Genomic DNA, 20,599 nt, shown 5'->3' on the forward strand with positions numbered 1-20,599 from the left:
CGTCCGCAGAAGGCTTCTATCGGTTTATATTAGTTTTCCGATCGGCGAGAGCGACGAGTAGCTTGCTTGTAGTCTAGAAGATAGACACGATGTAATCTGAATCTATCCGCCGTTTTAATCTCTATGACTGAGCAACGTGATGCTGATTCGTCGTCAATAGATTCTCAGCAACCTAGCGAACCAAAGGATGCTGTGACGACTGAGTCGGTCAATGATTCTCCCAAAAACCGCATTGCGGGTGTTTGGAACGACGCAACCGCACGCTTGAGGCAACTGCTACCTGTAGAACAAGTGGCACAAAAGACTGTTGGGTGGTTTAGTGTCAGCGAAGACCGAGTTGCAGAGATTTTGGAGACGGTTCGAGCCGAACTCCCAACTACGGAAGCCTTGTTGATTGGGAAACCTCAAGCTGGAAAAAGTTCGATTGTGCGGGGGCTGACGGGCGTTTCTGCTGAGATTGTCGGTCAGGGATTTCGCCCGCACACGCAACACACGCAACGGTATGCTTATCCTTCTAGCGACGTGCCGTTACTCATTTTTACGGATACGGTCGGGCTGGGAGATGTAAATCAGGACACTCAGGCGATCGTTCAGGAGTTGGTTGGCGATTTGCAACAGGAGAGCCGTTCTGCCAGAATTCTGATTCTGACGGTCAAAATTAATGATTTTGCAACCGACACACTGCGACAGATTACGACTCAGCTGCGTCAGCAGTATCCAGATATTCCCTGTCTGCTAGCTGTCACCTGCTTGCATGAGGTTTATCCTCCCGGTACTAACGATCATCCCGCTTATCCACCCGATTATGAGGAGGTTAACCGAGCTTTCGGTGCCATTCAACAAGCGTTTGCCGGAGTGTGCGATCTCTCCGTTATGATTGACTTCACCCTGGAAGAAGATGGTTACACGCCGGTATTTTATGGCTTAGAGGCGCTGCGAGATACCTTGGCAGACCTCCTGCCAGAAGCGGAAGCGCGGGCGATTTATCAATTATTAGATAAGGGCGCTAGCGAACAAATTGGCAACCTCTACCGAGATGTTGGACGCCGTTATATGTTGGCATTTTCCATCATGGCAGCCGCGATCGAGGCGGTACCGTTGCCATTTGCCACCATGCCTGTCCTAACTGCCTTGCAAGTCTCAATGGTCGGTTTGTTAGGAAAATTGTACGGGCAAACTCTGAGCCCATCGCAGGCGGGGGGTGTGGTTAGCGCGATCGCCAGTGGTTTCTTAGCACGGGCAGTCGGACGGGAGTTAATTAAATTCTTACCGGGTTTTGGGAGCGCGATCGCTGCTTCCTGGGCAGCTGCCTACACCTGGTCATTGGGCGAAGGTGCCTGCGTCTATTTCGGTGACTTAATGGGAGGTAAAAAGCCCGATCCGCAGAAAATTCAGTCTGTGATGCAAGAAGCGTTTAAAACAGCGCAAGAACGATTTAAAGGAATCAAGCGTTGATAAAACCTGTGCCAATTTGCATTGCAGCAAGAATTGAAACAGCGCATCGATTGCTATTGCCATTTACTCACTTTAATGCACTACATCATAAGACAGTTGCACAAGACCAGAATCATAAGTTTGACATTTAGTAAGATTCAAAGATTGAGAAATTATTCCATTATCAAATAATGGAATTCCTTCACCCAATATCGTTGGATGTATTGAAAGAATTAGCTCATCTACTAGGTTCTGACTCATCAAGGCATGAGTCAGTTGAGATCCGCCAACTAACCAGATATTCTTTCCATCTACCTGACGCAATTGCTCTACAAATTCCGTGATGTCTTCCCTGATAACTTCAGCATTGCTATCTGCTGGAAAGAGAGGATTTTTTGTAAACACATAGCTTTTTACACCTTTGTAAGGATACTCACCGAAAGTCAGCACTTGCTCGTAAGTTTTCCTACCCATCAGAAGAGTATCAACACTGGCGAAGAATTCTGAATAGCCGTAATCTTGGTCTGTAAATAACCAGTCAATGTCGCCAGACTGCCGCGCAATATAACCGTCTAAACTGGATGCAATGAACAGGATAACTTTACGCATTGCTCTTTTTCCTATACCTTTTCCTTTGCTGGTGGTACGATGCCAAGCTTATTCAAACCTTTATCCAGTACCTTTAGTAAATGAAAATCTTGCTCTGGTAAGGGATAAGTGCTATTGCTGAACAATCCTGCACTTTGAGAAGGCTGCTTTTCTAGGAAGGAGAATGCTTGTCGAAACTGATGCGGTTCTGCTTGAATTGGCGAGTCAAAATGGCAGGGAATAATTCGCTGAAAGTCCCAACTTGCTACCTTATCTGCCCATTCGATAGTTTCTTTCGGTGCGCGGTTGAGAATTAAAGTCTGTAGAATTGGTGCCACAAACAGACGACCATCTCCTCGCAGCGCATCGAACGACCGTTTCCAATCTGGCTTCCATCTGAAGGGAAACAAACCAAAATAAGCTTTTTTGGAACGTTCCGGTGCTTTGAGAGCATTGCGAAACACATCACCCCATTTCGGTACTTCTAGCACGCCTGGTTGGAAATACAAAGTAAATAGGGAGATGCGCTGCCATCCCTTCCGGCGATTTGCCTGAGTGTTGGCAACGATATCAGACGCTTGCTCCTTGGCATGGAACAGCAAAGGATAGGGGTCTAATTGGACAATTGCCGGCGGATCTTCTGGTATGGAAATTACCGAGTCGGTTACAAGTAGCGTGCGCGATCGCTTGTGAAAAAATGCAACTTCTGCAAACTTACCCGGTCCCAGGTAGATAGGACCCAGTATTGCGTAGTCAAACTGGTTGGCAAAGGGAGTAGTGCGGCTCTCTTGTGGAAGTACCTGAGTGCGTTTGGAAGGCAAACCCAGCCAACTGAGGGGGAGATTGACGGGGAAACTCCACTGAGAAGGAGCCACAAAAACCTGTGCAAGTGGAAAACATCTAGCAAAGGGACCCACGAAGACTTTATGTTCTAGTCCAGAAATCGTGGGTAGGATGATGTACTTGACATCTCCGTGTTCTGCTACCAATTCTTTGACAAGCCGGATACACTCAGGAGTCGGCGCAACAGGCGCATAGACGAGCAAACCCCCTTCATCTAGCTTAACGACTGTCATGCGAATCGGCACGACAACGTAGAAGATGCCCTGAAGCTGGTCAAAAGTCCAGACTGTATCCTGAACAACTTCTTTGCGAATAGTCCGCCGACTGCCAAAAGGATAGAGAGGCAAAGTGAACCAGAAAGACCAGGAAAAGTCCCTCAGATGAATCTGTTCTTCGTTTAGTGTGCGTTCATCATCAGCCACTTCACGACCCCCTTCCGCATTCGCTCAATCTGTGTTTATTTGAACTTCAGAAGTTGGAGTGTAGCAAATTGTTGTCACAATAAACTACATTTTTGTTAAAACTCAGCCTGCTTATACCATTTTAGATTTTAGATTTCAAATTTTGGATGGTAGAAGACTGGCAGCGATCGCGTACAGCTCTTTGGGCATGAAAATAGCGAAGCGAGGCGTTAGCCTAGCGCTGAAAGAGTCAGTTCGCGTCCTTGCCAGTAGCCACTAACAACAATTTATTTGTACTCTAGCGCCCCTAAATGATTCCTGAAGGCGAGATACCCGAAAACTCTTACGGAGTCGGGTATCTGAAGGGTTAGCTCACCACTCAAATGCTAGGATTGCGACTACACGCTATTGAAGGCTGAACGCGGTTTCTGGGCGATTGCACAAGAACTCCGGAATTTGGGATTTTACGGTTGAAGTCTTTGAGATGGTTTTTTTTAAAGAGCGATCGCGTCTATATGTCACGGCTAACGGAGTGTGGCTTGAGATGAACCCAATTTACTTAGTTACAGCCATTTTTCTCGTCTTTGTCACCTACACAAAACCTAGTTGGTTTTGGCAAACCCGAAAGACACTCCTCATTAGGCGTAGAATTGGCGATCGCGCTACAGCTATTTTTTGTTACGCACTTGTAGTAGCGCTCATCATCAGCGCGATTATTTAAGAATCGCCCCCACAATCCCTTCCTTCTGCAAAGCGTGCTAGTATGCCAACGCCTTTGGCAAATCTTTGGCATACTAGCACTTTTACCTTTCGTTCTTTTCCTTGAAAGTCAAGCTAGAAATCATAGTTGGTAACTCGACTTTGTGTTGGGATTCTCAGGGAGATACGGCTTTCAATCCTGTAGCTGTCAGGATGACCGTAGATCCTTTCTTTACTGTTAAGGTTGTTGAAGAATTAGATTCTTCAGGTTGATCGGGACTGCTGATTGGTGTCTCAAGAATGTAAAAATAATCCCCATTCGCCCAGCCTGTGGTGCAACTTCCATCCCGACAAGTGATTTTACCTCCAGTTAAATTGATGCATTTTCCATTAGCATCACAACCACGGTAGCTAAGATTTCCCGTTCCATTGACTCCTGACCAAGATTTTGCATTACCAACCGTTATTGTCCACTCACCATTACTGAGAGTTTGTGAGTCAGTTGGAGCTTGAGAGTTTCCATCCTCGACAATCTCCATTTTAGTGATGAGGGATTCTTTTTTGCTTTTGCCGCAAGGTTCGATGCTTTCACAATCATTAACAGAGAGTATTTCATAAGAGTTACGCACTTTCTTATTTAAGAAAGTTTTTTCTTGTTCGCAGACTTCAAATGATGCGCCCACATTCCTCTCGATTCTGTTTTCATCTACTAGGGTGACGTAGCATTTGAGGTCGCCTTGTACCATGCTTGTGACGGTACCAATGGTTGGCTGCTTGGTTGAGATTTGCTTATTTTTATCGCGTTTAACTTCGATATTCGTTTGAGCTTTATTAGAAGAATTAGTGCTGATTTTGGTATTTGTTTGAGTCTTATTAGAAGAATTAGCTTTAACTTCGCTATCTGTTTCAACTTTATTAGAAGAATCCGCCTTCGTTTCTGGGGCGTTATTTGGTTGATTTTGCTGAGAAGCATTGGGAAGCGAGTTACCACAACTCACCAGCCAGAGAGAGCAAATAGTGAATGCAATTGTCTTGGTCAAATTTTTCATGTTTGAGTTTTTTCCAAAATTGAGTGAGTGCATTCTTGATAACTATGCTTTTGGGTCAGTAATGGATATCTTCACTTTAAATTCTGTGTTTCCCGAAGCGCTAGAAAGTCTATGTTTTCCCAATAAGTTCTAAAATCCATATAGACCAAGGGTTTTAGTTCGGAAAAAAGAAATTAATATTTGCTGTTTTTTGGCTAATCCTCTTCTCCTTTGGTGAGGCTACACATACAGATCCCCCCAAATTCTGCCAAGGGCGCGATCGCATGGCACAGGGATGACTGAGTGCATACGCCTATGCGATCGCTAGAAAAAAGAAGCTATTTTTTCTCTTTGCAAGGCGTATCGGGGAGAAATCTAGATTCTCACCACCCTTTTTAAAAACAAGAATATGTTCTCCCTTTTTCAAGGGAGTTTAGGCAAGCTCGTACCTTATCCGGAAAGGATTAGAGTCTGCCTTGAATCCAGAAAATTAGCAATTTTGGGTGGACTTGTTTAGATAGTCTAGTTACTAGAGTAATTTTTCCCGTTTAACCGATCCAAACCTGTAAGAAGAATCACAGTAAAGGGAATTCAGAGTTATGACCGATGCCCGTCAAATGAAGATTCAATGGATTACTGCTGAATTCAAGCGGCTAAACGCACAGCTTTCCGAGCTTTTGGAACAACAAAAGCAGATACCGAGGGAATCTTATGATTGGTGGCAATTGCAGGATCTGATTAGCGAAGTGGAAGACGAGATAGAGGCGTTGGTTTTTACCTCTAGTTGATTCATTATGCGTTCCCGATCGCTTCTATAGCAGTCTTGAGCCAATCAATGTAAGTTTGTTCTCTGCGGATCGCTAATTCTAGTCCGAGCCGTTGCAGAATCTGCTCGCGGCTCGCAGAGCGATCGCTAAGGGTTGGCAATTCAATATTTTCACACTCAGCAAGCTTTTGGTGGCGTGCGGCTAGTTGCTCCTCTAACAGTTGAAGGATAGCTTCATCCGGTAACTGGGCTGCGAAATGCAACTGAACGAGCAACGGATCTCGCACGGTTGGCAAGGGCTGAGGGCATTGCAGCCATCGGATTAATTCGGCTTGTCCTGCCTCCGTCACGCTGTAAACTTTGCGATTTGGGCGATCGCTCTGAATTTCTACAGTACAGGTAATCCAACCTTGCCCAACCAGTTTATCGAGGGTTCTGTAGATTTGTGCTTGGTCTGCGGGCCACAAGTGAGCAATACATCGATCGAAGCAGCTTGTTTTCAGGTCGTAACCCGTCCTCTCTTCTTGCTGAAGTAAACCCAGAATTGCGTGTGCTAGAGACATAGACGGTTTTCCGAAGAATGAAGTAGTGGAAGCTCTATTGGTTACTTATGATCTTATGCTAATATAGGACTAATCGAATATAAGATTAGTCAAAAAGATGAAATTAATCATGGTTAGCTCCGACAAAGAACCCAACAAATAGGTCTTGAGTTAAACAGGGCACCCGCTTCTTGCTGTCCGGGGTTTATGACCCGTGGATAGGCTTTCAGACTCTACAAGAGCGGGTTATCCGCATATTCTTCGCCTTGCTTGTTATAAAACTAAAAACGAAGGCATCAAGGAGACAGTTGATGACGACTCAAATACGAACGATGCGAACGGTTGCAGGCATCATTAACAGTGTCGAAACGCTGGAAGGTGAAGGGATGCTTGTGCGCCGCCCATTCCCTAAAAGTGCCTTTTCCCACTTCGACCCCTTCCTCCTCCTTGATGAATTAGGGCCGGTTGATTTTGAGCCAGGTCAAGCAAAAGGAGCGCCGGATCATCCCCATCGGGGCTTTGAGACGGTTTCCTATGTCCTTGAAGGGCGTTTGGAACACAAAGATTCACAGGGTCATGCAGGACAGTTGGGTGCTGGTGATGTGCAGTGGATGACAGCAGGAGCGGGTGTTGTCCATTCAGAAATGCCAGAGCGAGAATTTGCTCGGACTGGCGGACGGCTTCACGGACTGCAACTTTGGGTCAATCTGCCTCGGCAGGACAAGATGATGAAACCTCGTTATCAGGAAATCTCGGCGGGGCAAATTCCCACGGCTCAGACTGATGATGGCTTGGTAACGGTAAAAGCGATCGCTGGAGAAGCGCTGGGAGTGAAGTCCGCGATCGCAACGCAGACTCCGATAATGTACCTGCACTTCACGCTCCAACCGGGCGGAACAGTGGTTCAGCCTGTGCCAAAAGAATACAATGCCTTTATATACGTGCTAGATGGAGAAGGTTTGTTTGGTGCAGACAAGGAACGCGCAGGAGATGGGCAGATGGTGTTGTTTGCACAAGATGGTGAGGAAGTAGCAATTTCAAATCCATCGGATGCGCGATCGCCATTGGACGTGTTGCTCATTGCTGGCGTACCGCTAAACGAGCCAGTTGTCCGCTACGGGCCATTCGTAATGAATACCCAAGCAGAAATTGTTCAAGCAATTGAAGATTATCGTAACGGGAGGATGGGTTCCATTGACTTCTAACACACTGCTACAACGAATACATCAACATCAATATCTGCGCGATCTGCGGAACAAATTGCTGCACCTCCACCGGGTGTTGCTTGACACAGAACGCATCACTTACGAACAGGTGCGCGGACGGGTATCCAACACAGAACTCCTGAAACTCGTGATTGAGCACGAACAATTTGCGTGGCTGCATCGCCTTTCTGAGCTGGTTGTGCAAATTGATGAAATGCTCTCTAGCGATGAACCTGTATCGCTGGATGATATCCAAAATCTGATTACCAATGCCCGCACGCTGCTGACGCCGTCAGAGCTAGGCAATGAATTTGCCCGGAAATACTACAATGCTTTCCAACGCGAACCGGGCGTTGTGTTAGCACACGCAGCGGTATCAGAGCTTCTTGCATCTGATAAATAAGGACAAGTGAAGGAAAAGCACCGCAAGTAACTTGCGGTGCTTTTCTATGTGTAGGGAAATCTTGGAGAGTCCTTTAGTGCAAGCAACGATCTAGGCTTCATTTGAGAGAAGTATGCGATCGCGCTTAGCAACTTTCGGCATCTCTTCAGACAGGCGCTGGGCTTTTCCCAATCACACTTACTCTTACAGAACAGAAAATACAGAACCGAAAATCTGCTTTCGCTGAATCGCTGCTTCAGGTTTCCAGCGTTTTACATTTGCTAAATGCAGCCGAGCAAGTTACTCTAGCAAGAGTAGAATAAAACTACATGAATTTATATTAAAAATATGAGGGACTGGTGCCTCGACTGCATTTGCAGTAATGTAGGCTCTCTCAGTAATTATTGTTATAAAAGCGCCCAGTAATCTTCTTAAATAAAGTTGAACTTTATCCTATAACTTTTGCATAAACTCAACTTAACCTAAATCAAATCTATGACTTTGTTAGTATAAACGATATCTAGTATTTGTGTGGCTCTCGACTCAACAAATTGGGGATATGCCTAAAGGTACAGACAATTTATTAAAATAAACTTTATAGTTGTTAACAAGAGACAAAAAACTAGGTAAAAAACTTGGCTAATATCGTTGATACCGCCGTTCAGGCTGGTTCATTTAACACCCTAGTTGCTGCCGTCAAAGCTGCTGGTTTGGTTGATACACTACAAGGCGCTGGTCCCTTCACTGTGTTTGCGCCTACTGATGAAGCTTTCGCTAAACTTCCCGCAGGTACAGTAGATTCTTTGCTTCAAGATATTCCGAAGCTTAAGCAAATCCTGACCTATCATGTCGTTTCCGGCAAAGTGATGGCAGCTGACGTAGTTAAGCTGAAGTCAGCTACTACAGTTCAGGGTTCAGATGTGAAAATTGATGCTTCCAATGGTGGCGTCAAAGTGAATGATGCAACAGTTGCAACAGCGGATGTTGCTGCTGATAATGGTGTCATCCACGTCATTGACACAGTATTGCTTCCTGCGTAAGTAACGCAAGAAATAGTGAATACTCTGTGTGGGGCAGCGATTATTTATAATCGCTGCCCCACAACTATTTAAATGTGTTTTCCCTATGGGAAAGTTGCGAGTACATTTCTCAAGCGATCTTACGGTTAATATGCGATCGCGTTGCGCTAACTCGTCAGTTTGCATAGCTTACTATAAGCTAGTCATTCGGCTTATCGCCCATGACGATATAGGTAGTGTTAAGGAAATAAACTTAGACGAATCCATAGCTGCCGCGCCGTTACTTGTGCTTGGCTATTCATCTCTAAATAAGCAATTGTTACTCTTCCAATGGGTGTTTTTCCCACAAGCGTTCCAGAATCGCTGTCTACTTGGAAATGGTCGTCCCATTGGTCTTGCCTTGGATTAAACAGACGAACTTCCGTGCCGGATTCAGGATCGATTCCACTAATGCGAGTTCCTTTCCGAAGATTGCAGCAGCGACAAGCAAGAGCGAGATTAAATTCGGCATCAGCGCCGCCTCGGTAAAGAGGGACAATATGTTCGACTTCAAACGGGAAGTTGAAAACTAGCTCTGGAGCATGACAATATTCACATCAATGAGCAGCGCGGTCAGCGACTAGAGTATAGAAAGGGTTCATTGACTCAGTTGTTGCACCAAAGCTGCTGTTCGGGCTGTGGCTGCTTTTAATTCAGCCTCAACAAGTCTATCTAACTCTGCTTGTTGTTCTGGAGGTAGCGCCTGTCCGCGATCGCGTGCTGTTCGCCACAAACTCATCAACTCTGATAAACGCTGTTGCTCCCCAGCACTAAAAAACCAGTCAGGACGAAAACTCTGGATAAGCAGTAACGTACCCGATTCGCTACCTTCTAACTGAGCAGTTAACGCATCGAGCGCTTCACCTGCGGTTTTACCTGTTGATTGCTTATCACCTGCGTTCGCGGAGCGTGCGCCAAGCGCAATCACTCGATAAAGCCTCTCGCCATTGGCATCAGATACTGGCAAGATAGCGACTGTAGTCATGTCTTTACCTGAGAGCCTTTTGTCCAATTATAGTTGGAGCAAGATTACCGCAACTGCCTAAACTCAAACTATAACGACAGGCGATCGCGCTTCTACGTGCAGCCAAAATTTAGCAGGGATGCGATCGCGTACAGCCCTTTGGGCATGAAAACAGCGAAGCGAGGCGTTAGCCTCGCGCTGAAAGAGTCAGTTCGCGCAAGTTTGTTCGAGGATGCGATCGCGTTTATCGGATCGCTGCCATGCAGCACCTAGCGGATCGTCATTGCTTCGACTGGCGTTGGACAATAGCGGTGACGATGCCGATGCCAAATGCTCCGAGGATCGCAAAGCCTAAGAGTAACTGACTGCCTTCAAAGATTCCAGCGCCAGCAGCGACCCAAAGCGGTTTGGCAATCAGAATGCTGACGATAAGGGCTAAGAAATAGCTTTGCCAACGCATTGTAGTCATTCCGGCAGCATAAGCGACAAAATCAAACAGTCCGGTCATCAAAAGACCCGTCATCAGGAAAAAGTTGCCTTCTAAATGTTGTTGAGCGAGGCGATCGACTTTTTCCATAAATTGCTGACCGACAAATCGCTCTACTAAACCTCGTCCGTAACGACGAGCAATATAGAAATTGAACGTACAGGAGGCTAAATCTGCCAACGCAACGACTAGCAATCCTTGAGCGAACCCAAACAGACCTCCTGCTAAAATCGCGTAAGCAGTACCTGGAAGCACTGGCACGATGATACTGGTAAAGCGCAGCCCAAACACGATCGCGGGTGCCCAGATGCCAAACTGCTCCACCTGTTCTCGAACTTGCTCAATCCCATATTTGTTGAGCAGCCAGATTGCTAAAGTAATGAGAACTCCAATCGCAAACCAGCGCAGAATTTTTATCCAGTTGTATTTCATGCGGCTCAACTACTCGAAACCTATTTGGTATGGTTGCATGAAATTGATGGCACCGTGATGGAGCGATCGCGTTGCGCTGACAAGTCAGTTCGCGCAAGTTTATTTGAGGTTACGATCGCAAGTGCGGGTGATGAATGCGATCGCTGTTGAAGGGAACTGAGAAGTGATGCTGAGTGTCATAAAGGTTAAAGCATGGCACGCTCCAATCTTTTTTCCTTTTATTAATAGCAACCGACCATGAAGACTCTGCTACTCGCCAGTGTATTCGCTTCTTTTTTGGCGTCTAATCCCTTGAATGTGTCCTCAACGAACACGCCTTCTCAAGCTGACTGGTTTCGTTTCATTGCTCAACCACGTACGTCAGGGCAAGCGTTAGAACGTCCTTTGGTGAGTGCAAAAGGTGGCGCGGGTAGTATTGTAATTCGTACAGACCTATCTGCATCAGATCCTTGCCAGAAGCTCAGCGGTGCGGCGGAACGCAAAGGCAAGAAAGTAACAGTGCGTGTTACTATCCGTCAACCTGAGGGTGGATGTATCGCTACAATCGGCAATTTTCGCTATGAAGCGACTCTTAACAAGCTTACCCCTGGCAAGTACCAGGTTGAAGTAATCCACGATTATGTGAATAATGGTTGGCCAAGTGGAACAGTATTCAAGCGTAAGGTGAGCGTAAGATAAGACAGGAAATCTTCCACCAAGAGCGATCGCGTTGCGCTGACAAGTCAGTTCGCGCAAGTTTGTTTGAGGTTGCGATCGCAAGTGCGGATGATGAATGCGATCGCTGTTGAAGGGAACTGAGAAGTGATGCTGAGTGTCATACAGGTTAAAGCATGGCACGCTCCAATCTTTTTTCTTTTATTAATAGAAACCGACCATGAAGACTCTGCTACTCGCCAGTGTATTCGCTTCTCTTTTGGCGTCCAATGCCTTGAATGTGTCCTCAACGAACACGCCTTCTCAAGCAGACTGGTTTCGTTTCATCGTTCAACCGGGTACGCCTGGGCAAGTGTTAGAACGTCCTTTGGTGAGTGCAAAAGGTGGCGCAGGAAATATTACAGTTCGTACAGACCTATCCGCATCAACTCCTTGCCAGAAGCTCAGCGGTGCAGCGGAACGCAAAGGTAAGAAAGTAACAGTGCGCGTTACCATCCGTCCACGTGAGACTGGTGGATGTATCCTCATGGTCGGCAATTTCCGCTATGAAGCGAATCTTAACAAGCTTACCCCTGGCAAGTACCAAGTTGAAGTAATCCACGAATACCCGAATAGTGGTTGGTTAAGTGAGACAGTATTCAAGCGTCAGGTGAGCGTCAGATAAGACAGGAAATCTTCCACCAAAAGCGATCGCGCAAGTTTGTTTGAGGATGTGATCGCGCTTCTATGTGCAGCCAAAATTTAGCAAGAATGCGATCGTGTCGTACAGCCCTTTGGGCATGAAAACAGCGAAGCGAGGCGTTAGCCTAGCGTTGAAAGAGTCAGTTCGCATAGGGAACCGATTGGTGAGTTGGTGAGGCGTGAGTTACCGATGAAATTGCTTATTGTAGATGTAGTGGCGCAAGAGGTGAAGCAATGGATACCACCACTCAAGAACGGGACATTGTAAAGCAAGTAATTCAACGATACGCCCAGTTCAAGCCTTCTCACGGTAATATTCGTCTCGACACGGTATTTGACGACACGCAAAACCGCTATGCGCTGATGCAGGTGGGTTGGGATAGAGGACGACGAGTTAGGGGAAATTTGATTTATGTGACTCTGAGTGAGGGCAAGGTTTGGGTGGAATATGACGGGATGGAACAGGGAATAACCAAAGACTTAATCGCCGCAGGTATTCCAAGAGAGCGAATTGTTCTGGCATTTCTCCCTGAAGAGCAAACTGCTGCAACGGCCTAAACTCAAAGTTATGACCAGCTAGCGATCGCGCTTCTACGTGCAGCGAAAACTTAGCAAAGATGCGATCGCTCTGTTTGTTCGAGGATGCGATCGCACGATAAGCTTCTCACCATTGGCATCAAATACTGGCAAGATAGCGACCCTCGTCATGCCCTTACCTGAGAGTCTCTTGCTCATGCTCACCAATTATAGTTGGCTCAGTTGAGTACAACAGATGGCGATCTCAACTATAGGGCAAACAACCACATCTCTCCTAAACGTTTTATATTCTAAAATTTTAACAAGCTTAAATCCTTTCTGGACAATGCTTTAAGCTGCAAAATGTAACACAAATACAATAACTACTATCTGTCATACTTGACAAACATGATATATAACGCTATCTTGCGTTATAGAACACTTAGTTAAACACTAAAATAGTATGTTTGTACTATCCGATTGAGAGGAAAACCCTGTGAGTTCTTTCAAGCAGCTCCCACTGTCAGACCTAAGAGAGAGCCTGCCAAAATTCAAGCGTCAGGTTCAACTAGGGATGAAAAGAATTGCTGCTACTTATTACGGTCAAGTAGTTGCATTCTTAGTGCCTTTAAAAGATTTGGAACAAGCGGAACAAGATGGCGCTATCAGTAAGAGTCGGGAAATGTCTTTATCGGATTTCCGGCTACATATGACGGAATGTTGGGAGGATTTGCAGGTTGATGTTGATTGCATTTATGTAACGTATCACACGCGCAGAGCTGTTGCTTTTGTTAGTCCTCGTCTCGCGAATTATCTTCCAATCCCAATTTCAGAGGTCGCTCACAAACTTCTTGCTATAGAGAGCGGTCTTATTAAACTAGAAAATTTACTAGAGGAGAAATGATTGATGTTCAAAATCTGCGCTACTCCAGAGCTTCAAAAAAAGCTGAACAATCTAGAGAAGTATTTTCCTTCTGAGGTCTGTCGAGAGCTAAATCAGTTTCTAGTGATTCTGAAAAGGGATGGTCACTTCAGCAAGACAGATTTTTATGATGTCAACACCAATAAAATTTCTGGAGTCACTTGCAATTTATTCTACAGACCTGACTTTACAAAGAATGAAGTGTTGCTAATTGATGTGAAAGTGAAGGCAGCAGACGTGTTCAAACAGAGATTTAAAATTGCAGATGACTGGGATGACAAAAATGTTGTAGAGTCAAGCCCCCAGTATGATCAACCAAAAAAGATAGTTAAGGCTCTTGTCTTGATTCATCAAGGAGTAACAGATTCATATGATTTAGGCTACAACTTAGGGCATCGAGGCAAAAAGAAGCAGTACATTTCGCGACACGGGCAGTATGCAAAACACACTCTAGAACAACTAAAACTGATTACGAATAAACGGCAAGGCAATAAATGGTTAACAGAACTGACTGAAAAAGGAAGGTTAATTGCTGAGGCACCAGATCAAGACTTGCAATTCAGGCTACTTATTGAAGCTATGTTAAATTATCCCCTCGTTTGGCGAATCCTTGCTGCTGTTTCGGAAAGAGGAGGTCAACTCAATGATGGACTGGTACTAAATGATGAGCTAGTTAAAAATCTAACGTTTCCAGAAATATTGCGAGGCGCTGATACAAGTAATCGTCGTTCACAAACGTTGAAGAATTGGATTAAGTGGATTTCGAGATACTGTGGAATTCCTATCCATATTCACGATGGTGGTGTTCAGCTCACGATTCCAATGTTGTATGACCAAGGAGGAGCAGACGAAAATGACAATTCAGAACAAGAGTAAGATATATGATTTCAAGAGCCAAGAATTAATAGGTAAACATGGCGCAGGAATCCTCGACAAATGGCTTGGAACTACCTACAATATTTTAGATGTTTCTGGAGTCAAGAAATACCAAGAGAATTGTATAGATAGAATCTTGATGCGTCCAGACGGAACCACAGCCAGTGTTGAATACAAATTTGATTTAGCCTCCTCTAGAACAGGAAATTTGTTTTTTGAAACTGTTTCCGTAGACAATCAAGATATTCCTGGTTGGGGATGGCGATCACAGGCTGACTACTGGATATTTCTACTTCCTTCAATGGAAATTCTAGTAGTTGAGCCTGGAAAAATGAGAAACCTTATCTGGCGATATCGCTTGGAAGCTAAGGACAAAGAAGTTCAGAACGTAGGCTACAAAACTTTGGGAATTCCTATTTCCTTATCTAAGGTTAGAGAGATTGCTTATTACACTGTTCAGCTAGACCAAGAGATTCCAAACTTGAAGTAATCGCCCGTCGTCGGCGTAGTAGCGCGTCTAGTCTCAACTGCTGGGTTAGAACAATCCCTAAAAGTGCCTTTTGACTGAATTCCGATAATTGCTGTACCCAATAAATTAGACTAGACGCGACAGTAGGTTGGGTTGATGTGAGGAAAACCAACCTGTACAGGAACAGGCTTGTGCCTTATTTCATGCCCTCTAGAGTCAGACAAGCATGAGTCAATACTACGATCTACTTTGCAGCAGTACTTTACTATTGTTCTCCTGCGAGAAGTTGCTAGAACAGGAGTGGAATGGGCAATTGAAACCTTGGGGGTTGAAATCAAATGATTATGCAAGCTGAAGATAAAAAAGTTTACACAGATGAAGAATATCTTGAGTTTGAGGTTAACTCAGAAGAACGGCATGAATATATCAATGGTGAAATTGCCCTGATGACTGGCGGAACCCCTAATCACAATCAAATTGCGCTTAACCTAAGCGGTGCGTTGAATTTTGCGCTCAAGCGTCAACCTTATCGAGTATTCGTCACCGATCAGCGTCTCTGGATTCCTAGAAAACGCATCTATACTTATCCTGATGTCATGGTAGTTCAGGGTGAATTGCAATTACAAGAAGGACGGCGAGACACCATTACTAACCCGTTAATGATTGCTGAAGTGTTGTCAGCATCTACTAGAAGCTATGACAAAGACGCAAAATTTACCGCTTATCGTACCATTCCCAGTTTTCAAGAATATCTCTTAATTGACCAATACACCATGCACATTGAGCAATACTTCAAAACTGAGCAAAAACGCTGGACATTTACTGAGTATGACGATGCCAATGAATTAGTATCTCTAAATTCCCTTTCATTCCAAATAACGCTTGCAGATATATATGACAAGGTTGAGTTTGAGTCAGGAGAAGTAAGCACCTGAAGTTAATTATTGCTAAACTTATTTCAATGTTTTATTTTTGACAATAGCGATCGCACGCTCTGGATGTAGAGAATGAACAGTGCGATCGCTTCTTTTATTACAGACTCGAATTGCTTAATCAGTAGAAACAAAACAGTCGAGAAGTTTTCGAGCGATGCTCAGTTTAGGAGGAATCAGCGGTAGGTTGTCTTTACTAAACCAGGCAGCACCCTCCAATTCTTGTGGGTCGATGACGATATCACCACTCGCATAGATAGCAGTGAATCCAATCATCAGCGAGTTGGGAAAAGGCCAAGGTTGCGAACCGAAATAGCGAATATCCTTGACTTCTATCCCAACTTCCTCTCGGACTTCGCGCACGATTGTTTCTTCGAGTGATTCTCCCGGTTCGACAAATCCAGCAATCAAACCGTACATTCCGGCTGGAAACCGAGAAGCACGAGCCAATAATATCTCTTCACCACGGGAGATGAGTACAATCACCGCAGGCGACAGGCGAGGATAATTGACTAATCCACACTTAAGACAACGCTTGGCACGTTCGTTGGGTAATTGGGTTGTCGGAGCCGCACACTGTCCGCAATACTGATGGGTGCGATCCCATTCCATAATCTGAATCGCACGACTGCTGAGCGCATACAAGTCTTCATCTAAGGTGCCGTACAATTCGCGCAGTCCTTGCAAAGTCATGCCATCAGCTATCACCGCATCTTTCGCTAGTTCCGCCGAGTAACAAGGTTTCTCGTCTAAGGTGCCGAGAAATTGCGATCGCACGGGCACCAAGCCAATCTCTGCCAAACTGATGAGGGTGGGAATTGTGCTGAGTGTCCCTTCCCGTCGAACCAACAGCTGATTCCCGACAAAGGCGAACCACCACGCAGGTTCAGATTGTACTGGAGGTGGAGCAATGCCGGGGATGAAGGTTCGATACATATCCGAGTAGAGTGCGATCGCGTAGCCTGCCGGAGGCAGTCGCCTTCATCGTATCATTGCGATCGCCTACAGCATCATACAAAAAGCCGCCCAATAAGGGCGGAACTTTATACCCAGTTTTCGATAATACGATGTGTAATTCGTAGTCGAGCGGGGCAAGTTTTAGCCAAGAAACGCTAAAAAGCCCAAGGGCGTCTTTCCGTGTTTCGACTCCAAGGGCTTTTCGCTATAACTTTCACTCCTCACACTTACATCATGTTGCTAAGGACATAATTTTGCTATACACCTTCTGACATATATTGAAGTGGATCGGCGATCGCTCTTACTCAAAAATCAGGCTTAAACCGACTCAAAGCTTTGTAATACCTGGATTTGAGTTTCTGAATCAAATTGCTGCCAAGCACGGTTAACCGCACCCAGAACAGCGAGTAATGATGCCGTGACAATATTGGAATGGATACCAACGCCGTAGAAAGAACCTGGGAAGCGATCGCCAGCCACCTCAACATAAGCGATCGCAGACGCATTGCTACCCTGACTGAGTGAGTGTTCGTCGTAACGATCGATGCGAATGCCAAGATTTAGCGCCTTTAGGAATGCATCAATAGGGCCGTTGCCTTTTCCGGTTAGAGCGATGCGTTTCCCGTTCATCTCTAGCGATACTGCGATCGCTTGTTCATCGCCGTCTGTTTCCGACAAGTGGTGAGAGAGGTACTTAAACGGGGATACTGCGTGCAAATACTCTTGCTCGAATAGCTTCCACAGATCCGTTGCAGACATTTCCTGCCCGGAAGCATCCATTGCCTTTTGCACCACTTGGCTAAACTCGATTTGCAACCTCCGAGGCAATACAAGGCTGTAATCCCGTTCCAGCAAGAAGGTAATGCCACCCTTACCCGATTGGCTATTCACCCGAATCACAGATTCGTAGCTGCGTCCTACATCGGTTGGATCGAGTGGTAGATACGGAACTTCCCAAAGTGCATCCGATTTCTGTACCGCCAAGCCTTTCTTGATCGCATCTTGGTGGGAGCCAGAGAAGGCAGTAAATACCAAATCCCCAACATACGGATGGCGGGGATGAATTGGCAATTGCGTGCAATCCTCCACCGTTCTAGCCACCATGTTGATATCAGAAAAATCCAAACCGGGATGGATACCTTGGGTGTAGAGGTTCAGCGCCAGCGTCACCAAATCCACATTTCCAGTGCGTTCGCCATTGCCAAATAGACAGCCTTCCACGCGATCCGCACCTGCCATCTGCGCCAGTTCTGCTGCTGCAACGCCACAGCCGCGATCGTTGTGGGGATGGACGCACAAAATTACGCTATCCCGTCGCGCCAAGTTACGATGCATCCACTCAACTTGATCTGCGAATATATTAGGCGTTGCAACTTCAACGGTTGCAGGCAAATTGATAATTGCCATGTGCTGCGGTGTGGGTTGCCAAACATCCAGAACGGCATCGCAAATATCTTTAGCAAAATCCAGTTCAGTCGCCGTAAAGGTTTCCGGCGAGTATTGGAAATACCAATCAGTCTCCGGTTGCGCTGCGGCAAGTTCGTTCATCAGTTGCGCTGCGGATGTTGCCATCTCGATAGTGCCCGCGCGATCGAGATTAAAGACAGTGCGGCGGAAGACTGGAGAGGTGGCGTTGTAAAGATGCACGATCGCTCGTTTTGCACCTTGCAATGCTTCAAAGCTACGACGAATTAGATGTTCGCGGGCAGGGGTTAAAACCTGAATTGTGACGTTATCGGGTATTAATTGCTGCTCGATTAGGCGGCGGACGAAATCAAAGTCAGTTTGTGAAGCGGAGGGAAATGCAACTTCGATTTCTTGAAACCCAATCTCGACTAAAAGCTTAAACAGACGTAACTTGCGTTCAACGTGCATCGGCTCGATTAGTGCCTGGTTGCCATCGCGCAAATCGGTACTGAGCCAAATGGGAGGATTGGTAATGGTTTTCGAGGGCCAAGTGCGATCTGGTAAGTTAATTGGCGCAAATGAATGATATTTGGTTGCGGGATGCTTCAACACGATCGATGGTTCCTATATTTTTGGTGTTTGTGAGATGTTGTGGCGATCGCAATCGAGTTAAACCAAGAGTTGTCAGGTTGCGACGCAGACCAATCCTGACAACCCATCAACAGTCGCAGTAACATCTCAAGTGCTGTATGAAGTCGCATAAAAATCTCCAAAAAAATTGGTGAATGAATGGCAATGCCGCACTTGCCCGCGTAGGCAAGGAGGTTTAGGCTTGAAAGGGAAAAACTTGGTTTAAGTGGTAAAAAATTATTTGCGCCCAAGGCGCAGCAGCAGCCCTAGCCCTAGTAGTTGGCTAGTGGAGTGGTGTAGAGATTGCTGCCGTGGAAGCATGAGATTGAGACAATGAACTATGGACATATTAGCCCTAGACCTTACAGGGGTCAATATTCAGATGGACATACTTTAGTAACATAACGCCAATCAACTTGCGATCGCACGGGCATCAACTCAATCTCACCCGCTGTTAACTTCAAATTCAATTTGGGAACTATAAGGGTAGCAGCCTTCCTAGAAGTTTGCTGCTCTTATGCTCTGTGCGCGGAGACAGGAAATGCAGCCGATGTCGATAACGCAGAAATTCCCGGTTAAACTCGATCGCACTTTTTTGACAGCAGCGCTGGTAATTCCGATTGTTCACCTCTATTTAGGATACGTAGGATTATCCACGACCTTTGTAAATGGTGCCTCCGTATTTTGGCCTTCACTCGGTGTCTTTTTGGCAGCGATGCTGCTACTAGGCTATCGCGTCTGGCCTATTTTATTTGTGAGTGATTTCATTGTTAGTCATATTCTTTTTTTCCCAAACAATCTTTTAATCAGTCTGATTATTCCCGCTGTCAACCTGCTCACTCCATTTAGCGGGACTTTTTTAATTAATCGTTATATCAAACGCCACAATTTTTTAGAGCGATCGCAAGATGTTTTTAAATTTATCATCCTGACCATCCCCACCCCCCTGATTAGTTCCCTCTTGGCTGCCGTCACGCTTTGCACCAGTGGGATTGCGCCCTGGACAGCATTTGCAGAAGTGTGTCGAACCTGGTTGGCATCAGACACCACGGGAATTTTGGTTGTCACACCTCTATTACTAGCATGGTTGCAAAAATCTGAACGTTTCAGAAAATTTGACAAGCAACAAATTCTCGAATTTATATTTGTATTGGTCTGGGTAATCGCGCTCGATCATATTGCCTTATTGCCTTTTCGGGAGGATACCCAATCGAATACATGGTAATCCCCCCCCTGATTTGGGCGGCATTTCGGTTTGAAGCGCGGGTATCAACGCTACTCGTGCTAATTGTGTCAGCGATCGCAGTTTTTGGAACCGTTCGCGGCTTCGGCTCGTTCGCCAAACAAGCCACTCCCAACGAATCGCTGATCCTGCTGCAATCGTTTATTTGTGTCATTGCTATCACCACATTTGTCATCTCTGCGGTGACGAATGAAAACCGCAAGGCAGAAAGAAAACTTCGGCAAGCGAATGATGAATTAGAGCAACGAGTTGAAGAACGGACGACTGAACTCAATGAGGCGAAAAATTCTGCCGAAGTTGCCAACCAAGCGAAAAGTGAATTTCTTGCCAACATGAGCCACGAACTACGCACTCCCCTTAATGGTGTTCTGGGGTATGCTCAAGTTCTTTCTGCTGCCCCCAATCTTACCGAACAGCAACAACACGGCATCGACATTATCTATAATTGCGGCTCTCATTTGCTAACGCTGATCGAAGACGTAC

24 protein-coding genes and 2 pseudogenes are annotated in these 20,599 nt (G+C 45.7%); 16 read left to right on the top strand and 10 right to left on the bottom strand.

The window, feature by feature from the left end:
- Positions 1-123 precede the first annotated feature (123 nt).
- The gene (locus NDA03_RS25450) at positions 124-1,455 is read left to right on the top strand and encodes a GTPase (RefSeq protein WP_348239507.1); all 1,332 of its coding nucleotides are present in this window, start codon (positions 124-126) and stop codon (positions 1,453-1,455) included.
- A gap of 72 nt (positions 1,456-1,527) precedes the next feature.
- Here the strand turns inward: NDA03_RS25450 and NDA03_RS25455 are convergent, their stop codons facing one another.
- Complete coding sequence (locus NDA03_RS25455; RefSeq protein ID WP_348239508.1) at positions 1,528-2,043, bottom strand: dihydrofolate reductase family protein; 516 nt, start codon at positions 2,041-2,043, stop codon at positions 1,528-1,530.
- 11 nt (positions 2,044-2,054) lie between these two features.
- The gene (locus NDA03_RS25460; RefSeq protein ID WP_348239509.1) at positions 2,055-3,287 is read right to left on the bottom strand and encodes a DUF4336 domain-containing protein; all 1,233 of its coding nucleotides are present in this window, start codon (positions 3,285-3,287) and stop codon (positions 2,055-2,057) included.
- Positions 3,288-3,750: 463 nt separating this feature from the next.
- Between NDA03_RS25460 and NDA03_RS25465 the strand changes: the two genes are divergently transcribed.
- Positions 3,751-3,987 (top strand): hypothetical protein, encoded by a 237-nt coding sequence (locus NDA03_RS25465; protein WP_190412518.1) that lies wholly within the window; start codon positions 3,751-3,753, stop codon positions 3,985-3,987.
- Between the two features lie 154 nt (positions 3,988-4,141).
- Here NDA03_RS25465 and NDA03_RS25470 read toward each other — a convergent pair whose 3' ends face one another.
- Positions 4,142-5,014 (bottom strand): hypothetical protein, encoded by an 873-nt coding sequence (locus tag NDA03_RS25470; RefSeq protein WP_348239510.1) that lies wholly within the window; start codon positions 5,012-5,014, stop codon positions 4,142-4,144.
- A 578-nt stretch (positions 5,015-5,592) separates the two neighbouring features.
- On the opposite strand from NDA03_RS25470, the gene NDA03_RS25475 reads away from it, so the two are divergent.
- Positions 5,593-5,781 (top strand): hypothetical protein, encoded by a 189-nt coding sequence (locus NDA03_RS25475; RefSeq protein ID WP_348239511.1) that lies wholly within the window; start codon positions 5,593-5,595, stop codon positions 5,779-5,781.
- Between the two features lie 4 nt (positions 5,782-5,785).
- Here NDA03_RS25475 and NDA03_RS25480 read toward each other — a convergent pair whose 3' ends face one another.
- The gene (locus NDA03_RS25480) at positions 5,786-6,322 is read right to left on the bottom strand and encodes a PadR family transcriptional regulator (protein ID WP_348239512.1); all 537 of its coding nucleotides are present in this window, start codon (positions 6,320-6,322) and stop codon (positions 5,786-5,788) included.
- Between the two features lie 290 nt (positions 6,323-6,612).
- Between NDA03_RS25480 and NDA03_RS25485 the strand changes: the two genes are divergently transcribed.
- From NDA03_RS25485 to NDA03_RS25495, 3 genes are all read left to right on the top strand, one after another.
- On the top strand, positions 6,613-7,506 hold the full coding sequence (locus NDA03_RS25485) for a pirin family protein (RefSeq protein ID WP_348239513.1): 894 nt from the start codon (positions 6,613-6,615) through the stop codon (positions 7,504-7,506).
- Positions 7,496-7,909 (top strand): hypothetical protein, encoded by a 414-nt coding sequence (locus tag NDA03_RS25490; protein ID WP_348239514.1) that lies wholly within the window; start codon positions 7,496-7,498, stop codon positions 7,907-7,909. Before NDA03_RS25485 ends, NDA03_RS25490 begins: the two co-directional genes overlap by 11 nt.
- Positions 7,910-8,523: 614 nt before the next feature.
- A complete protein-coding gene (locus tag NDA03_RS25495) occupies positions 8,524-8,928 on the top strand; it encodes a fasciclin domain-containing protein (protein ID WP_190444781.1) in 405 nt (134 codons plus the stop codon).
- Between the two features lie 218 nt (positions 8,929-9,146).
- Here NDA03_RS25495 and NDA03_RS25500 read toward each other — a convergent pair.
- Both NDA03_RS25500 and NDA03_RS25505 read right to left on the bottom strand, forming a co-directional pair.
- Positions 9,147-9,491 (bottom strand): annotated as a pseudogene (locus tag NDA03_RS25500) (HNH endonuclease signature motif containing protein); the annotation flags it as partial.
- 53 nt (positions 9,492-9,544) lie between these two features.
- The gene (locus NDA03_RS25505) at positions 9,545-9,931 is read right to left on the bottom strand and encodes a hypothetical protein (protein ID WP_348239515.1); all 387 of its coding nucleotides are present in this window, start codon (positions 9,929-9,931) and stop codon (positions 9,545-9,547) included.
- A 33-nt stretch (positions 9,932-9,964) separates the two neighbouring features.
- Here NDA03_RS25505 and NDA03_RS25510 point away from each other — a divergent pair, with 33 nt between their 5' ends.
- Entirely contained in the window at positions 9,965-10,183 is a 219-nt protein-coding gene (locus NDA03_RS25510; protein ID WP_348239516.1) for a hypothetical protein, read from the top strand.
- A 7-nt stretch (positions 10,184-10,190) separates the two neighbouring features.
- Here NDA03_RS25510 and NDA03_RS25515 read toward each other — a convergent pair whose 3' ends face one another.
- Positions 10,191-10,829 carry a VTT domain-containing protein gene (locus tag NDA03_RS25515; protein ID WP_348239517.1) on the bottom strand — a complete coding sequence of 213 codons (639 nt, stop codon included), beginning with the start codon at positions 10,827-10,829 and terminating at the stop codon, positions 10,191-10,193.
- A 24-nt stretch (positions 10,830-10,853) separates the two neighbouring features.
- On the opposite strand from NDA03_RS25515, the gene NDA03_RS25520 reads away from it, so the two are divergent.
- From NDA03_RS25520 to NDA03_RS25535, 4 genes are all read left to right on the top strand, one after another.
- A complete protein-coding gene (locus NDA03_RS25520) occupies positions 10,854-10,979 on the top strand; it encodes a hypothetical protein (RefSeq protein ID WP_277881817.1) in 126 nt (41 codons plus the stop codon).
- Between the two features lie 87 nt (positions 10,980-11,066).
- Entirely contained in the window at positions 11,067-11,507 is a 441-nt protein-coding gene (locus NDA03_RS25525; protein WP_348239518.1) for a hypothetical protein, read from the top strand.
- A 196-nt stretch (positions 11,508-11,703) separates the two neighbouring features.
- Positions 11,704-12,147, top strand: a complete 444-nt coding sequence (locus NDA03_RS25530) for a hypothetical protein (RefSeq protein ID WP_348239519.1) — start codon at positions 11,704-11,706, stop codon at positions 12,145-12,147.
- 251 nt (positions 12,148-12,398) lie between these two features.
- Positions 12,399-12,722 (top strand): XisI protein, encoded by a 324-nt coding sequence (locus NDA03_RS25535; protein WP_348239520.1) that lies wholly within the window; start codon positions 12,399-12,401, stop codon positions 12,720-12,722.
- Between the two features lie 33 nt (positions 12,723-12,755).
- Here NDA03_RS25535 and NDA03_RS25540 read toward each other — a convergent pair whose 3' ends face one another.
- Positions 12,756-12,899: a hypothetical protein gene (locus tag NDA03_RS25540; protein ID WP_348239521.1), complete on the bottom strand. Its 144-nt coding sequence runs from the start codon at positions 12,897-12,899 to the stop codon at positions 12,756-12,758.
- A gap of 277 nt (positions 12,900-13,176) precedes the next feature.
- Between NDA03_RS25540 and NDA03_RS25545 the strand changes: the two genes are divergently transcribed.
- The 4 genes from NDA03_RS25545 to NDA03_RS25560 all read left to right on the top strand — a co-directional run bounded on the left by NDA03_RS25545 (position 13,177) and on the right by NDA03_RS25560 (position 15,882).
- On the top strand, positions 13,177-13,584 hold the full coding sequence (locus NDA03_RS25545) for a hypothetical protein (RefSeq protein WP_348239522.1): 408 nt from the start codon (positions 13,177-13,179) through the stop codon (positions 13,582-13,584).
- A 3-nt stretch (positions 13,585-13,587) separates the two neighbouring features.
- Positions 13,588-14,478, top strand: a complete 891-nt coding sequence (locus NDA03_RS25550) for a hypothetical protein (RefSeq protein ID WP_348239523.1) — start codon at positions 13,588-13,590, stop codon at positions 14,476-14,478.
- Positions 14,456-14,968, top strand: coding sequence for a hypothetical protein (locus NDA03_RS25555; protein WP_348239524.1), 513 nt, complete (start codon positions 14,456-14,458; stop codon positions 14,966-14,968). Before NDA03_RS25550 ends, NDA03_RS25555 begins: the two co-directional genes overlap by 23 nt.
- A 317-nt stretch (positions 14,969-15,285) precedes the next feature.
- Positions 15,286-15,882 (top strand): Uma2 family endonuclease, encoded by a 597-nt coding sequence (locus NDA03_RS25560; protein WP_348239525.1) that lies wholly within the window; start codon positions 15,286-15,288, stop codon positions 15,880-15,882.
- Between the two features lie 114 nt (positions 15,883-15,996).
- Here the strand turns inward: NDA03_RS25560 and nudC are convergent, their stop codons facing one another.
- Both nudC and leuA read right to left on the bottom strand, forming a co-directional pair.
- On the bottom strand, positions 15,997-16,815 hold the full coding sequence (gene nudC, locus NDA03_RS25565) for an NAD(+) diphosphatase (protein ID WP_348239526.1): 819 nt from the start codon (positions 16,813-16,815) through the stop codon (positions 15,997-15,999).
- Between the two features lie 339 nt (positions 16,816-17,154).
- Positions 17,155-18,855, bottom strand: coding sequence for a 2-isopropylmalate synthase (leuA, locus tag NDA03_RS25570; RefSeq protein ID WP_348239527.1), 1,701 nt, complete (start codon positions 18,853-18,855; stop codon positions 17,155-17,157).
- A 568-nt stretch (positions 18,856-19,423) separates the two neighbouring features.
- Between leuA and NDA03_RS25575 the strand changes: the two are divergent.
- Positions 19,424-20,562, top strand: a pseudogene (locus tag NDA03_RS25575) (MASE1 domain-containing protein); the annotation flags it as partial.
- Between the last annotated feature and the right edge of the window lie 37 nt (positions 20,563-20,599).

Origin of the sequence: Trichocoleus sp. Lan (assembly GCF_039961855.1) — a bacterium.
In the GTDB taxonomy this organism is placed as follows: domain Bacteria; phylum Cyanobacteriota; class Cyanobacteriia; order Cyanobacteriales; family FACHB-T130; genus FACHB-T130.